Source organism: Edaphobacter sp. FHG110511_03 (assembly GCF_059115365.1).
In genome coordinates, this window is the sequence record NZ_JBZYWL010000003.1 from 461552 (window position 1) to 474098 (window position 12547).

A 12547-nucleotide genomic window follows, 5' to 3' on the forward strand; every position below is an offset into this window, starting at 1 on the left:
CTTCCGATCAGCGTGTATTGTTTTCTGCGGGTCAGAATTTTTCGTGGCAATAAAGGACCTCATCTTCGCTATGTTGTCGGATCGCGGCCGGGTACGGCGCGGCAACGAGGATATCTGCGCTGCCTCGCCTGCATCCGGGGCCTTTGTCGTCTGCGACGGCATGGGCGGGGCTGCCGGGGGCGAGGTTGCCAGCCATCTTGCCGCCGAGACGTTTTTGTCGCAAATGGCGCTGAACGGGACTGTGGCGAAGCCTGTTGAAATCCGGATCAACGCGGCAGTCCAGGCGGCGAATCGCGCTATCTTCCAGCAGGCCCAGAAGACTCCGCAGCTATACGGCATGGGCACTACGCTGGTTGGCCTGGTGCACGCAGGGACGGCTGCGGACGATACCCCTGCCCCGCTGCCGGAGGACTCCCTGTGGCTGGTCCACGTGGGGGACAGTCGTTGCTACCTGTGGCGTGACCGGAATCTCGAGCGACTTACCGACGATCATTCGCTGGTGGAGGAGCAAGTCCGGGCCGGGCAGATTACGGCTGCCCAGGCGATCGAGTCGCCGATGCGCAATCTGATTACGCGCGCCGTAGGATCGCATGCTACGGTTGAGCCGGAGATTCGCAGCTATCCTCCGCGGGAAGGCGACCTCTACGTGCTCGCGTCGGACGGCTTGACCCGCGACCTCTCAGAGGATGAGATTGCTTCGATCCTTTGCCGGGTTCCTTCGACCGTCACGCAGGCGGTGTTGCACTCTACTTGCAGGGAGCTCATTGAGGCAGCCAACGCAAAGGGTGGTGGCGACAACATCACGGTGCTCCTGGTCGCCCTGAGGCGCGTGAGCGCCTGAGACATCCTCGAAGCTGATAGACTGCGGTCGCGTCCAACCATCCTATGAGTCATCCTACGAACGAGATCACAACCATCGCTGTTCTGGGTGCCGGGACCATGGGAAATGGCATCGCTCACGTTGTCGCGCGCGCGGGCTATCGGGTTCTGCTCTGCGATGTCGCGCAAAATCTGCTGGACCGCGGGCTTTCCACGGTCGAAAAAAATCTCTCCCGTGAGGTCTCCAAGGAGAAGATCACGCGGCAAGAGGCCGACGAAGCTCGTGCCCGTATCATCCCTGCACTGGATCGCGAGGCGCTTGCGATTTGTGACTTTGCCGTCGAAGCTGCTACGGAGCGGTTTGAAGTGAAGACCGATATCTTCCGCGACCTCGACCGCATCCTTCGGCCTGAGGTCATTCTCGCCAGCAACACCAGCTCGATCTCGATCACAAAGCTGGCGGCCCAGACCTCACGGCCTCAACAGGTCATCGGCATGCACTTTTTCAATCCGGTGCCGATGATGCAACTGGTCGAGGTGATCCGCGGTTTACAGACCTCGCAGGAGACGTTCGAAAGGGTTCAGGCGCTTGCCATCGCGCTGGGAAAAACGCCGGTCGAGGTGAACGATGCCACAGGTTTTGTCTCCAACCGCGTGTTGATGCCCCTGATCAACGAGGCGGTCTTTGCGGTGATGGAGGGGGTCGCGACGCCGGAGGCCGTGGACAAGATCTTTCAGCTTGGCATGGCTCACCCGATGGGCCCGCTGACCTTGGCCGATTTCATTGGCCTCGACGTCTGCCTGGATATCATGCGTGTGCTGGAGCAGGGAATCGGCGATCCGAAGTATCGTCCCTGCCCACTGCTGGTTCGCATGGTGGATGCAGGATGGCTGGGCCGCAAGTCAGGACGTGGGTTCTATACCTATTCTTAGGGACTGGGCCATCTGTTGCTTAGACTGCATGAAGGTAAACTACTCATCAGGAGATTTCATGCCGAAAGAGATGTTCTTTGAAGACTTTTATGTCGGCCAGAAGATGAACTCGGTCGGAAGCGCGAAGGTGACCGCTGAAGAGATCAAGGAGTTCGGCCAGAAATACGATCCACAGCCCTTCCATCTGGATGAGGCGGCGGGCGAAGGCTCCTTCTTCAAGGGGCTGGCGGCCTCCGGTTGGCTGACTGCGGCGATTGTGATGCGGCTGCGGGTGCAATCGGTTCCGGTCTCCGGCGGCATGATCGGCGCCGGGGTCGAGGAGATGCGCTGGACCCAGCCGGTGCGTCCTGGCGATGCCATTCGCACCGAGATCGAGGTCGTCGGCGTGCGGCATTCCAACTCGCGCCCCGACTATGGTGTCGTGCGCACGCGAACCCTCGCCTATAACCAGCGCAACGAGGTTGTTCTACGCTCGACGGTGAACTTTCTCGCGCCTCTGCGCCACTCCGTACAGAAGTGATCCTTACAGAGTGACCCCAGCTGAACGCGCTCTGCTTCCATCGCTGATCGATAAGGTGGTTGCCTTGGAGACGATCCAGGATGATCGCCTGGTGGCGCAACTCCTCTTCGTCTTCGACGAGGGAGAGACGCCTGACCTGTTCTGCCTCGAAGTGACGCGGAGTCCTGATGGCACGTGGATTCAGAAGGGTAGCGCCGGTTATTCCATCCTGCTTTCCGAGATTGCGCGGATCGAATTTCCGGTACCTCAGATTCCGGAACCAAACCAGTAAACCTGCCCGAAAACCCACAACGATCGGGCGTATTGTAGATCCATGATGCGTATGACAGTGCTAGCCTCCGGGTCCAAGGGAAACAGCACGGTCATCTCCTCTTCGCGAACGCGGGTTCTGGTGGATGCCGGGCTTTCCTGCCGCGAGCTTTTGAAGCGAATGCTGCTCGCCGGGGAAGACCCGGCGGCGCTGGACGCCATTCTCATCACGCATGAGCACCAGGATCACGTTGCCGGGCTGGGGGTTCTCGCCCGCAAACTGGACATTCCGGTTTACCTTACCGAGCCGACGCATCGTGCGTGGGTTCGCATGCTGACACCGCGCACGACGATGTCGTACGCACAGTGGCTCGACCATGTGCAGCAGGAGAAAGAAGCTCGCGCGAACGCCGTGGCCTCTGCGAGCGCACTTGAGCCAGGAATCTGCGACAGCATGTCAGCTGCAGCCGAGAGCGCTTCCTCCGGGACGGAGGGGGCTTCGGATTGCGCTGAACCTGAGGAGCCGGAGAGCGTGCAAAAGATTCCTGTGAAGGCCGATCCGACCTACCTGCCTGCGGTCGAGTACTTCCGCTCCGGACGCCAGTTCTCGATTGGCGATATCGAGATCACTCCCTTTACGATTCCGCATGATGCGGCTGATCCCTGCGGCTTTGTCTTTGCATCGGAGGGGATTCGCATGGCGTTGGCCACCGATCTTGGCTACATGCCGCCCAATGTCAAGGCTGCCCTGAAGCGCATCGACGTCCTGCTGCTGGAATCCAACCATGATCTCGAGATGCTGAAGGACGGACCCTATCCCTGGAGCGTTAAACAGCGTGTTCTTTCCCGGGTTGGCCATCTTTCGAACATGGCCACGGCAGAATTCCTGGAGCGAGACTACGATGGCAATGCGACCTACATTGTCCTAGGACACTTATCGGAGTCGAATAACGCACCGGAGCTGGCACGTTTGGCGGCGGAACAGGCTCTTGTGCATCATCCTGCGCTGTTGGGAAATCGAATTCTACTCGCAGAACAGATGGCTCCTTTGGCCCCTATCTCTCTGTAGATAAGTAGATTATCTCCAGATTGATTTAGACCTGGTATCGGTGCCGCCACCTGGGAAAACGAATCTTTTTCCGCTTTTGGGCTATCGAACAGGTAGAATGGAAGTCTGAAAAGACGATGAAAAGATTTGCATCAGTACCTGCCGCCAGTGTCCATGAGCGTTCCACTTCCTGCACCGATCAGGTCGTGGGAGCGATTCTCTCTGGTTGGCGCTATGACATTTCGGGCCTTTCGCCGGCGATGCGGACTGACTATGAGCAGCATTTTGAAGAGTGCAGCCATTGCAGACGGAGGCAACGCGTCGCCCGAACTATCGATGTTTTGTTGATCTCTGTTAGCACTTTATCGATCGTCGCGTTTCTGCTCGCAGCCGTAATCATTCACCGGGTCGAATTGATCACTCATATCGGCAAGGTTGAGCTTCACCTTTACCAGACCCATGCAGTAGCGATTTCGCTTGAAGCCGTTGCCGTGATTGGCCTCGTCCTCTCTACGCTGCTCTGGGTTTTGGTCGCGATTGCTACACCGCTCCCGGGGTTTCTGGGGGAGATCGTCCAGCAGCATATCCCCTCCGACCTCCGCAATCGGTTTACCAAGGCAGCCTGAGTTCTCTCAGCGAATCAGTATCAGGAGGGCCATCGAGCCCTCCTTCTTCTTGCTCCTATCCCCGCCTCGGCCTCGGCATTTGGTAGTTTAGAAGGAAAGACCTCATGTCATCCTCTCATCAACCTGAAGGAGAGATCCTTCCATCCGGTGATCCGCCGGGAGCCTATATCGCGGAAGATATTCCGACCCCTCGCCGGCGCGCGCGCAGTATTCTGTCGGCGCCGGGAACGTATGTGCTGGTCGGGATCAACTGTGCCGTCTTTCTCTGGATGGTCCTTCACGGGGTCGATCCGGCATCGCCGACTCCAGCTCAACTGATCCATTTTGGAGCTAATGTTCCAGCCCTGGTGCTGCACGGGCAATGGTATCGCCTGCTGAGCGCCACCTTTGTCCATGTCGGCCTGATCCATCTGTTGACCAACATGTGGTGTCTATGGAATCTGGGGCTGCTGGGAGAGCCGCTTCTGGGCCCATGGGGCATGGTGGCCGTCTATATGCTAACCGGGGTGGCGGGTAACCTACTGAGCTTGCTGGTCAATATCCTGATGCGGGATTTCGTCTCGGTAGGCGCGGGAGCTTCCGGGGCCGTCTTCGGCATCGCGGGAATCCTCATTGTTCTGCTCTCGAATCACAAGCTGCCAATTCCTGCATTTGAACTGCACCGCCTACGCCGGTCGGTCATTCAATTCGCGGGGCTCAACCTGGTGATAGGGCTTGCGACCATTGTGTTGCCGCTGATTCGCATCGACAATTCGGCGCACGTCGGAGGTTTTTTGTCCGGCCTCGCGCTTGGTGTCCCACTGGTTCCGCGTATGACCAGCGGCCGATCACGCTATCTGGCGCGGCAGAAGCTTACCTTCGCGGTGGCGGCGCTTCTTCTTGCGCTCTTCGGGCACTGGATCGCAAACCTGCGATAAGGCAGGGACTAGGGCTGGGAATAGGGACTAAAGATAAAGCATAGGAGAAGGCCCTGTTTAGCTCAGGGCCGTCTGGGCAAACTTTCTGACCATGGCCAGCAACAGCCTGCGATCGCTCTCGCCCAGGTTGGCGGAATAGCGTTGTATCTGGGTCAGGAAGCGGATCTCGTCTTCTTTGAGGTGAAGCGACGACATCTCCTTGCTGACGATCTCTTCGGCGAAGAACTCCGCCAGTTGCAGGTCAAGGGCGCGGGCGATCTTCTGCAAGGTCTCAAGCGAAGGGACGGTATGGCCATTCTCGACCCGGGAGAGATAACAGCGGAGTAATCCGGTGCGCTTTTCTATGTCGCCCTGCGACATACCCTTCTGGAGACGGTAGCCCCGGATCGTATTTCCAATATTCAGTGCAATCGAAAGAGTCTCGGCGGACTCATTTACAAGCTCGGCAGGAAGTGTTTGCATGGTGGCCATTAGCCACAAAGTAAACATCGCCAGAGCGGGGGTCAATCCCTATCTTTCGCCGTTACTGTGGTTTGTACCAGCCGAGGTTCATCTGCATCAGGATGGATGCCATAACCTGAAGTCCTACTTGAACCCCGCTAGGTTCTGGAACCTATTACGACAACAGACGGTTGGCGATTTATCAGACGTTTACGAGGCGTTTTGCGAAGAATTCAACCCCGGCGACCGGGTTGTCGTTGTAGCGCTGGACGGGGATAAAACCAAGGCTGGCGTAAAGGCGTCCAGCCTCCGGCATCGCTGCAGGAACCGTATCCAGATACATTGCCTGGTAGCCTCCCCGGATGGCCCAGGCGAGGGCCTCTTCGATGAGCTTGCGTCCTAGGCCAAGGCCGCGGAAGTTGGAGTTGACCCACAGGCGTTTCATCTCGCAGGCCTGCTCGTCCCTGGCGATCTCCCGCAGGGCAATGCAGCCGGCGGCGATGCCGTCGCTTTTTGCGAGCAGGATTGTTGCATAGCCTTCCGGCAGGCGCTCCAGCTCCTGCTCGTAGTTCGTGAGGCAGATGCTCGCGGCGCCGGAGGGGTTGCTGGCCAAGTGATCTCCGTATTCACGCATCAGCTGTCGCGCAGCGGCGATGTCTTCCTCTTCCCTGGCTTCCCTGATGGCGATCTGCGGCATTCGCTGTTCCTAGGTAGAAGCGGTTCAGGCCATGTGCATTCCACCGTTCACGTCCAGCGTGTGGCCGGTGATGTAGCTGGCTTCTTCCGATGCGAGGAAGGCGACGGCGTAGGCGACCTCGGAGTCGGTCCCGACGCGTCCGAGCGGGATGTACTGGGCGTTCATCTTCTTCTGTTCTTCGGTGAGGACGGCGGTCATCGCGGTTTCGATGTATCCCGGAGCGACGGCGTTGACGGTGATGGTGCGGCTGGCGAGCTCGCGGGCCAGCGACTTGGTCATCCCGATCAGTCCGGCCTTCGAGGCAGCGTAGTTGGCCTGTCCGGCCTGTCCCGTCTGGCCGACGACTGAGGTGATATTGATGATCCTTCCCCAGCGGTTCTTCACCATCGATGACATGACTGCCTGCGTGAGCAGGAAGGCTCCGGTGAGATTGGTGGTCAGAACACTGTCCCAGTCGGCGCGCTTCATGCGCAAGGAGAGCATGTCGCGGGTGATGCCGGCGTTGTTGACCAGGATTTCTACCTTACCGAAGTGGGCAATGACGGCCTTGGCGCACTCCTTGATGGAGTCTTCGCTGGCTACGTCGAGCGCGAAGGCTTTGGCGGTTCCGCCAGCAGCCACGATCTCTGCTTCCACGGCCGACAGTTTTTCGATATTTCTCGCGGCGAGTGCGACCTGCGCTCCTTTACGAGCCAGCTCGAGCGCCACGGCTCGTCCGATTCCCTGCGAAGCTCCTGTAACCAATGCGATGCGATTGCTGAGAGTACTCAATATTCCTCCAACTTCTATGTCTTTGCATTATACGAATCGACAGATTGGTCGCGGCGCAGGCACCAGATGTAAACCTCAAGCTCGCGAGCGAAGTGATTTGAGAATGCTGAACATCTCAGGGATAAGATGCCGGGAATTTTCCAAGGCTTCAAGTGACGTATTCTGTGGTTCACCATGTCGGACGAGAAAAAAGCCCTTTCCCCCTCTGCTGAGACCGATGTTTATGCGATTCACGGAGCCGATCCCGAGGTTCTTGCTTATGCGATGGCCAAATACTCGCGCTCCGCGTTGAGCATGAAAGAGTCGCTGGTCGAGATCAGCGCGCAGCGTGCCGAGCAGTTTCTGAACACGTTCTATTTTCAGTACGGGCACCGCTCGATCGCCGATCTTGCACATATCCCGTTTGCCATCGAGCGCCTAAGCCTGCTGGCAGCGATCGAGCTGGTGGATGAGCAGCGCTGGGACGGGCAGGAGCGTTCCACGCGCTATCAGGATTTTCGGCGCTCCGGCTGGTATACCCCTGAGCTGGGCGCAAAGACGCCCGTCTTTACCGCGGCAATCGAGGCGATGTTCAAGGCATACCAGCAGGTGGGGGCTGGCATGCTGGACGCGCTGAAAGCAGCGATCTCGCGGCCGGAAGAGATGAAGCCGGAGGCTTACGAACGCACACTCAAGGCGCGTGCGTTCGATGTGGCCCGTTATCTTCTTCCGCTGGCGACGAATACTTCGCTGGGGCAAATCGTAAATGCAAGGACGTTGGAGACGCAGGTCTCGCGGCTGCTGACGAGCCCATTTGCCGAGGTTCGCCAGATCGGAGAGAAGCTGCGACGCGCTGCGACGGAGCCTGCGTGGAATGTTTATCACGCCGACGCGCAGGTGCTGTGTGAGGAGATCGGCTCAGTGGACGGAAACTGCGCGCATCGCGCGACCGAGATGCTGATGCGTCCGGTAAAGACGGCGCCTACGCTGGTGAAGTACGCGACGCCGAACGCCTATCTTGAAGAGAGCCGTAAAGAGCTTGCCGTTGCAGCTGCGACGTTGATGAAGGGGCAGGCGATCGATCCTGCTCCCGTGGTCGATTTGCTGGACGATTCGGAGCCGCTGGAGGTCGAACTTGCGACCTCGCTGCTCTATCCGAACTGTCACTATTCCTACCGACAGTTGCGATCGAACGTGGCTGCCCTAACGGCATCGCAGCGTGACGAACTGATTGCGCTGGGAACGAAGCATCGCGGCAGGCACGATGAGCTGTTGCGGGCCTTCAGTGCGGGTCGCGGATTTCGCTTCGACATCCTGATGGATATCGGAGGTTTCCGCGATATGCACCGTCATCGCCGCTGTGTGCAGCTGTTACAGCCGTTCACGGATGCGCATGGATACGAGGAGCCAGTCTGCCCCGGTCAACCGACGTTGGCCGAGGCGAATCTCGCGAAGGAGTATAAGTCGGCGATGGATGCGGCACTGGGTGCTTATCGCGCGCTGCGCGATTCCGGTATCGATGAGGCAGCTCAGTCGGGGCAATATTGCCTTCCGCTGGGAACGCGCTGCCGGGCCATGTTCAAGATGGACTTCGCAGAGGCGCTCTATATCTCCGAGCTGCGTTCAGGGGTTGCGGGCCACTTCAGCTATCGGCGCGTGGCGTGGGAGATGTACAAGGCGGTGGCGGAGCGGCATCCGACGCTGGCCTCGCAATTCCGGATCGAGGATGTGAACGAACCGGTGGACCTGCTGCGGCGGTGAGCTACCGATTCCGTTCCGCTTTAGTTGTATTCGCCTTTTATTTGCTTTTAAGATTTTAAATGCTAGAATCCGCTTTGACATTACCGAGGAGAACGATCACGTGGCAGATGACCGCAACAAGGCAATAGAGACGGCGCTTTCTCAGCTTGAAAAGCAGTTCGGCAAGGGCTCGATTATGAGGCTCGGAGCCAAGGAGGCGATTGTCCCGATTGCGGTCATCTCCACCGGTTCGATCTCATTTGACGCGGCGCTGGGAGTTGGCGGTGTTCCGCGCGGACGCGTGGTAGAGATCTTTGGCCCTGAGTCGTCGGGTAAGACGACGATTACTTTACAGATTGTGGCGGAGGCCCAGAAGGCGGGCGGCTTGGCTGCGTTTGTGGACGCGGAGCACGCGCTTGACCCGGCCTACGCCAAGAAGCTGGGCGTGGACGTCGATAACCTGCTGGTTTCGCAGCCGGATTATGGCGAGCAGGCGCTGGAGATCGTCGAGGCGCTGGTACGTTCGGGAGCGATCGATGTTCTTGTCGTCGATTCCGTTGCCGCGCTGGTGCCGAAGGCAGAGCTTGACGGAGAGATGGGCGATTCGCACATGGGACTGCAGGCAAGGCTCATGAGCCAGGCGCTGCGCAAGCTCACCGGAACGGTTGCGAAGTCTCGGACCTGCCTGATCTTCATCAACCAGATTCGTGACAAGATCGGCGTGATGTTCGGCAACCCGGAGACAACGACCGGAGGCCGCGCGCTGAAGTTCTACTCCTCGGTGCGTATCGACATCCGTCGTATCGGAGCGGTGAAGGAAGGCGATGTCGTCACCGGTTCGCGCACCAAGGTCAAGATCGTGAAGAACAAGGTTGCAGCCCCTTTCCGCGATGCCGAGTTCGACATTCTGTACGGCGAAGGAATCTCACGAGAAGGCGACGTGCTGGATCTGGCAGTGCTGCATAATGTCGTCGAAAAAAGCGGTGCATGGTACAGCTATTCGGGCGAACGCATCGGACAGGGACGTGAGAACGTTCGCAACTTCCTGAAGGAAAACAAGGATGTTTTCAGCCGCATCGATGCTGAGGTTCGCAAAAAACTCGGCATCGTCGCGACCAACGGAGACGTCGAGGTTCCCGCTGTCCCGGCGAATGGCGCGACAGCTGCAACCGAAGCCGTCAAGGGCAAACGGTCCTAGATTCTGGCCGCCGCTATGGATTTAAAGAAAAGCCCCGCCAAAAGCGGGGCTTTTTCTTCCTGGTTCAAAATTAGCGATCGAGATCGACGTCGGGAGAAGGGACGCTTAGGTCGAGATTTGGGCTATCCAGATCCTCTGGAGCGATTCCTCCAATCGAAATTCCAATCTCCGGGCCTAAGTCGGGCAGGGGAGGAAGACCAAGCAGGCTAACAGGGCCTCCAGGATTCACTTTGAGAGTGCTGGGTCCGCCAGGCTGGGTCCTGAAACCCTCGGAGCCTCGAGGACCGGGGCCGAAGCCGGGACCTTCGGGTCCACCTTTGAAGTGGAACATGAAGCGCTGATTATCGCGCTGCTCGGCCTGCAGCTTGGTCCATTGGTCGGCGGAGAGGACGCCACGGATGCCGAGGAGCATGCGGGCGTTGGCTTTTTCGAGCTCGGCGCGAGCTCCAGCCACGTGATCGATCTGGGCGAGCACCTTGTTGGTGTCAGGGGGATTGGCTGAGAGCATGGGCTCGAGCATGACCTCCTGTTTCTCGACATTTGCTTTGAGATCGATGAGCTGGAGGCGGCTTTGCTGAAAGATATCGTCCATACGCTTCTGTTGATCGGAGGTGAGAGTGAGTTTCTGGACGATATCAGGATTCTTCCACCACATGCCGGGAGGAGCGATACGGAGATCCGGGCGCATTCCTGGATCCCCTGCGTTGATGGCGCGGTAGTGAAAGTCCTGAGCCCTGCCGCGCGGAGCCCTGGGACCTTCGACATGGACGCCGGGAGCGGGTGGGGCGGCAGGAGCAGGCTGCTGGGAGAGCGCTGGAAGAGAGAAGAAGACGGCGGGAATAAAGGCGAAGAGATGGTTTCGGGTCATATCAGTTCTTCCTTGGGGTGGAGTCGATCTGGCTGGAGCGACCCGCCGTGGGATCTGCGAGCGGCTGCATGGGGGATGGAATTGGTGAGGAGAGGGTCTGGTCGACCTCCTCCAGGAGGGCTTCATCTCCGATGAGGCTGGATGGCTGCGAAGTGGCAGCTGTTGCGGTATGAGTTGGCGTGGCGGATTGGTGATCGTGAAGCGCGATGGGAATTGCCGCAGCCAGAAGAAGTGCGGCGGCGAGCATCCATCCGGCCAGGTTACGAGAGTATGTGGGCAGGGTTGCGGCGGGAAGAGTCATCGGCGCCCATGAGTGGCTGGCCGAAATCTGATTGGCCCAGGCAGTGGTGGTATCCCGAAAGAGGGCAAGGGGGGTGCGAAGAGAGACCAGCTTATCGGCGCATGCAGGGCAGCCGCGGAGATGCTCCCGGAAGAGGTCGAGCTCGGGCGAGGTCTCCTGTGGGGAGGCGATCAGAACCTCGGAGAGCTGGTGATGAGTGAGATGGTTTTGGAGACTCATAAGGCTTTCCTTGTAAGTTCTGCATGACGCGTTCGGATGTGAGCGAGAGCGCGGTAGAGATGGCTTTTAACGGTGCTGAGGGGAATGCCGGTGGCGGAGACGATCTCAGTCAACTCCATCTCCTCTACGAAGCGAAGAAGGAAGATGGTGCGCTGCCGGGGGGACAGGGTGGCGATGATCTGCCAGATGAGAGTGACCTGCTCGGAGGCGATCAGGCGCGAATCTGCAAGCGAGCCGGGATGAGGAACAAGGGCTGCGATCTCACTGGGATCGACGGCCTGGACGTTAACGCGCCGCCAGAAACGGAAGCGATGGGTGCGGGTATGGTCGCGGATGAGGTTGAGAGCGATGCGGGTGAGCCAGGTGGCTATGGAGCAGTCGCCGCGGAAGCTGGAACGAGAGTTCCAGGCGCGGAGAAAGGTCTCCTGAGTGAGGGTCTCGGCGAGATCGGAGTCGCGGAGGGAAACGAAGAGGAAACGGAAGACGCGAGGGCGGTGGGTTTCGATGACGGCGGCGAGATTGTCAAAGGGCGTGGGGAGCACGGCAGCCTGTGGGGCTTCGAGGAGGTCCGGGGATAGGGCTTTTGTAGACATGCGTCCGCCGCAGGCTGAAGCGATTGCGCTTTCGCCTGGCTAACAGAACAGACGGGAGGCCGCAGGCGAAGACTACACGGGACCGGATATTTTTTTCGAGACAGGATATGCTGCTTTGGAATGCATACGATAAAAGCAATCTATCCGGGCACGTTTGACCCGCTGACGAACGGGCACCTTGACCTGATCGCTCGGGGGGCCAAGATTGTGGATCAACTGGTGGTGGCGATCCTGCGCAATTCGGAGAAGGGAACACCACTATTCACGGTTCCAGAGCGGGTGGAGATGATCACGGAGGCGACGCAGGGCGTGGGGAATGTATCAGTTGCGACCTTCGACGGCCTGTTGGTGGATTTCTGCAGGGAGCAGGGGGCGAAGGCGGTTCTGCGGGGGATTCGGGCGATCTCCGACTACGAGTATGAGTTTCAGATGGCGATGATGAATCGCAAGCTGGACCCGGAGTTGGAGACGCTGTTCATGATGCCGGCGGAGAAGTACACATATGTAAGCTCGCGGCTGATTAAGGGAGTGTTTGAGCTGGGGGGAGACGTCTCTTCGCTGGTGCCTCCACTGGTGGTTGAGAGGCTGAAGGCGAAGGTTGCGGGGCGTTGAGAGGTGCAGCCCGGCG

16 protein-coding genes are annotated in these 12547 nt (G+C 58.9%); 10 read left to right on the top strand and 6 right to left on the bottom strand.

Annotation, left to right across the window (positions count from 1 at the left end):
- The first annotated feature begins 43 nt into the window (after nucleotides 1-43).
- The 7 genes from AC5S26_RS15350 (at nucleotide 44) to AC5S26_RS15380 (ending at nucleotide 5112) form a co-directional block, all read left to right on the top strand.
- A complete protein-coding gene (locus tag AC5S26_RS15350; protein WP_494185782.1) occupies nucleotides 44-841 on the top strand; it encodes a PP2C family protein-serine/threonine phosphatase in 798 nt (265 codons plus the stop codon).
- A gap of 44 nt (nucleotides 842-885) precedes the next feature.
- Nucleotides 886-1752 carry a 3-hydroxybutyryl-CoA dehydrogenase gene (locus AC5S26_RS15355; RefSeq protein WP_494185783.1) on the top strand — a complete coding sequence of 289 codons (867 nt, stop codon included), beginning with the start codon at nucleotides 886-888 and terminating at the stop codon, nucleotides 1750-1752.
- 58 nt (nucleotides 1753-1810) lie between these two features.
- Complete coding sequence (locus tag AC5S26_RS15360; RefSeq protein ID WP_494185784.1) at nucleotides 1811-2272, top strand: MaoC family dehydratase; 462 nt, start codon at nucleotides 1811-1813, stop codon at nucleotides 2270-2272.
- A gap of 10 nt (nucleotides 2273-2282) precedes the next feature.
- A complete protein-coding gene (locus AC5S26_RS15365) occupies nucleotides 2283-2543 on the top strand; it encodes a hypothetical protein (RefSeq protein ID WP_494185785.1) in 261 nt (86 codons plus the stop codon).
- A gap of 42 nt (nucleotides 2544-2585) precedes the next feature.
- Complete coding sequence (locus AC5S26_RS15370) at nucleotides 2586-3590, top strand: MBL fold metallo-hydrolase (protein ID WP_494185786.1); 1005 nt, start codon at nucleotides 2586-2588, stop codon at nucleotides 3588-3590.
- A gap of 116 nt (nucleotides 3591-3706) precedes the next feature.
- Nucleotides 3707-4195 (top strand): hypothetical protein, encoded by a 489-nt coding sequence (locus AC5S26_RS15375; RefSeq protein ID WP_494185787.1) that lies wholly within the window; start codon nucleotides 3707-3709, stop codon nucleotides 4193-4195.
- A 104-nt stretch (nucleotides 4196-4299) separates the two neighbouring features.
- On the top strand, nucleotides 4300-5112 hold the full coding sequence (locus AC5S26_RS15380) for a rhomboid family intramembrane serine protease (protein WP_494185788.1): 813 nt from the start codon (nucleotides 4300-4302) through the stop codon (nucleotides 5110-5112).
- Between the two features lie 57 nt (nucleotides 5113-5169).
- Here the strand turns inward: AC5S26_RS15380 and AC5S26_RS15385 are convergent, their stop codons facing one another.
- From AC5S26_RS15385 to fabG, 3 genes are all read right to left on the bottom strand, one after another.
- Complete coding sequence (locus AC5S26_RS15385; RefSeq protein WP_494186121.1) at nucleotides 5170-5574, bottom strand: helix-turn-helix domain-containing protein; 405 nt, start codon at nucleotides 5572-5574, stop codon at nucleotides 5170-5172.
- Between the two features lie 181 nt (nucleotides 5575-5755).
- On the bottom strand, nucleotides 5756-6250 hold the full coding sequence (locus AC5S26_RS15390; protein WP_494185789.1) for a GNAT family N-acetyltransferase: 495 nt from the start codon (nucleotides 6248-6250) through the stop codon (nucleotides 5756-5758).
- Between the two features lie 24 nt (nucleotides 6251-6274).
- The gene (fabG, locus tag AC5S26_RS15395) at nucleotides 6275-7021 is read right to left on the bottom strand and encodes a 3-oxoacyl-[acyl-carrier-protein] reductase (RefSeq protein ID WP_494185790.1); all 747 of its coding nucleotides are present in this window, start codon (nucleotides 7019-7021) and stop codon (nucleotides 6275-6277) included.
- Nucleotides 7022-7195: 174 nt separating this feature from the next.
- Between fabG and AC5S26_RS15400 the strand changes: the two genes are divergently transcribed.
- Nucleotides 7196-8761: an FAD-dependent thymidylate synthase gene (locus AC5S26_RS15400; protein WP_494185791.1), complete on the top strand. Its 1566-nt coding sequence runs from the start codon at nucleotides 7196-7198 to the stop codon at nucleotides 8759-8761.
- Nucleotides 8762-8861: 100 nt separating this feature from the next.
- Nucleotides 8862-9938, top strand: coding sequence for a recombinase RecA (gene recA / locus AC5S26_RS15405; protein ID WP_494185792.1), 1077 nt, complete (start codon nucleotides 8862-8864; stop codon nucleotides 9936-9938).
- Nucleotides 9939-10008: 70 nt separating this feature from the next.
- Here recA and AC5S26_RS15410 read toward each other — a convergent pair whose 3' ends face one another.
- Genes AC5S26_RS15410 through AC5S26_RS15420 form a run of 3 tightly spaced genes read right to left on the bottom strand, consistent with a single transcriptional unit; the run spans nucleotide 10009 to nucleotide 11919 of the window.
- The gene (locus AC5S26_RS15410) at nucleotides 10009-10806 is read right to left on the bottom strand and encodes a Spy/CpxP family protein refolding chaperone (RefSeq protein WP_494185793.1); all 798 of its coding nucleotides are present in this window, start codon (nucleotides 10804-10806) and stop codon (nucleotides 10009-10011) included.
- A gap of 1 nt (nucleotide 10807) precedes the next feature.
- Nucleotides 10808-11326, bottom strand: a complete 519-nt coding sequence (locus AC5S26_RS15415) for a hypothetical protein (RefSeq protein WP_494185794.1) — start codon at nucleotides 11324-11326, stop codon at nucleotides 10808-10810.
- Nucleotides 11323-11919, bottom strand: a complete 597-nt coding sequence (locus tag AC5S26_RS15420; RefSeq protein ID WP_494185795.1) for an RNA polymerase sigma factor — start codon at nucleotides 11917-11919, stop codon at nucleotides 11323-11325. Before AC5S26_RS15420 ends, AC5S26_RS15415 begins: the two co-directional genes overlap by 4 nt.
- A gap of 120 nt (nucleotides 11920-12039) precedes the next feature.
- Here AC5S26_RS15420 and coaD point away from each other — a divergent pair, with 120 nt between their 5' ends.
- Entirely contained in the window at nucleotides 12040-12531 is a 492-nt protein-coding gene (coaD, locus tag AC5S26_RS15425) for a pantetheine-phosphate adenylyltransferase (protein ID WP_494185796.1), read from the top strand.
- Nucleotides 12532-12547 lie beyond the last annotated feature (16 nt).

What these genes read in the sequence shown, in the direction of transcription:
- AC5S26_RS15370 (WP_494185786.1), top strand. Translation starts at nt 2,586, where the DNA reads ATGATGCGTATGACAGTGCTAGCCTCCGGGTCCAAGGGAAACAGCACG.
- AC5S26_RS15415 (WP_494185794.1), bottom strand. Translation starts at nt 11,326, where the DNA reads ATGAGTCTCCAAAACCATCTCACTCATCACCAGCTCTCCGAGGTTCTG.
- AC5S26_RS15420 (WP_494185795.1), bottom strand. Translation starts at nt 11,919, where the DNA reads ATGTCTACAAAAGCCCTATCCCCGGACCTCCTCGAAGCCCCACAGGCT.
- coaD (WP_494185796.1), top strand. Translation starts at nt 12,040, where the DNA reads ATGCATACGATAAAAGCAATCTATCCGGGCACGTTTGACCCGCTGACG.
- AC5S26_RS15375 (WP_494185787.1), top strand. Translation starts at nt 3,707, where the DNA reads ATGAAAAGATTTGCATCAGTACCTGCCGCCAGTGTCCATGAGCGTTCC.
- AC5S26_RS15380 (WP_494185788.1), top strand. Translation starts at nt 4,300, where the DNA reads ATGTCATCCTCTCATCAACCTGAAGGAGAGATCCTTCCATCCGGTGAT.
- AC5S26_RS15360 (WP_494185784.1), top strand. Translation starts at nt 1,811, where the DNA reads ATGCCGAAAGAGATGTTCTTTGAAGACTTTTATGTCGGCCAGAAGATG.
- AC5S26_RS15355 (WP_494185783.1), top strand. Translation starts at nt 886, where the DNA reads ATGAGTCATCCTACGAACGAGATCACAACCATCGCTGTTCTGGGTGCC.
- AC5S26_RS15385 (WP_494186121.1), bottom strand. Translation starts at nt 5,574, where the DNA reads ATGCAAACACTTCCTGCCGAGCTTGTAAATGAGTCCGCCGAGACTCTT.
- AC5S26_RS15400 (WP_494185791.1), top strand. Translation starts at nt 7,196, where the DNA reads ATGTCGGACGAGAAAAAAGCCCTTTCCCCCTCTGCTGAGACCGATGTT.
- AC5S26_RS15410 (WP_494185793.1), bottom strand. Translation starts at nt 10,806, where the DNA reads ATGACCCGAAACCATCTCTTCGCCTTTATTCCCGCCGTCTTCTTCTCT.
- AC5S26_RS15390 (WP_494185789.1), bottom strand. Translation starts at nt 6,250, where the DNA reads ATGCCGCAGATCGCCATCAGGGAAGCCAGGGAAGAGGAAGACATCGCC.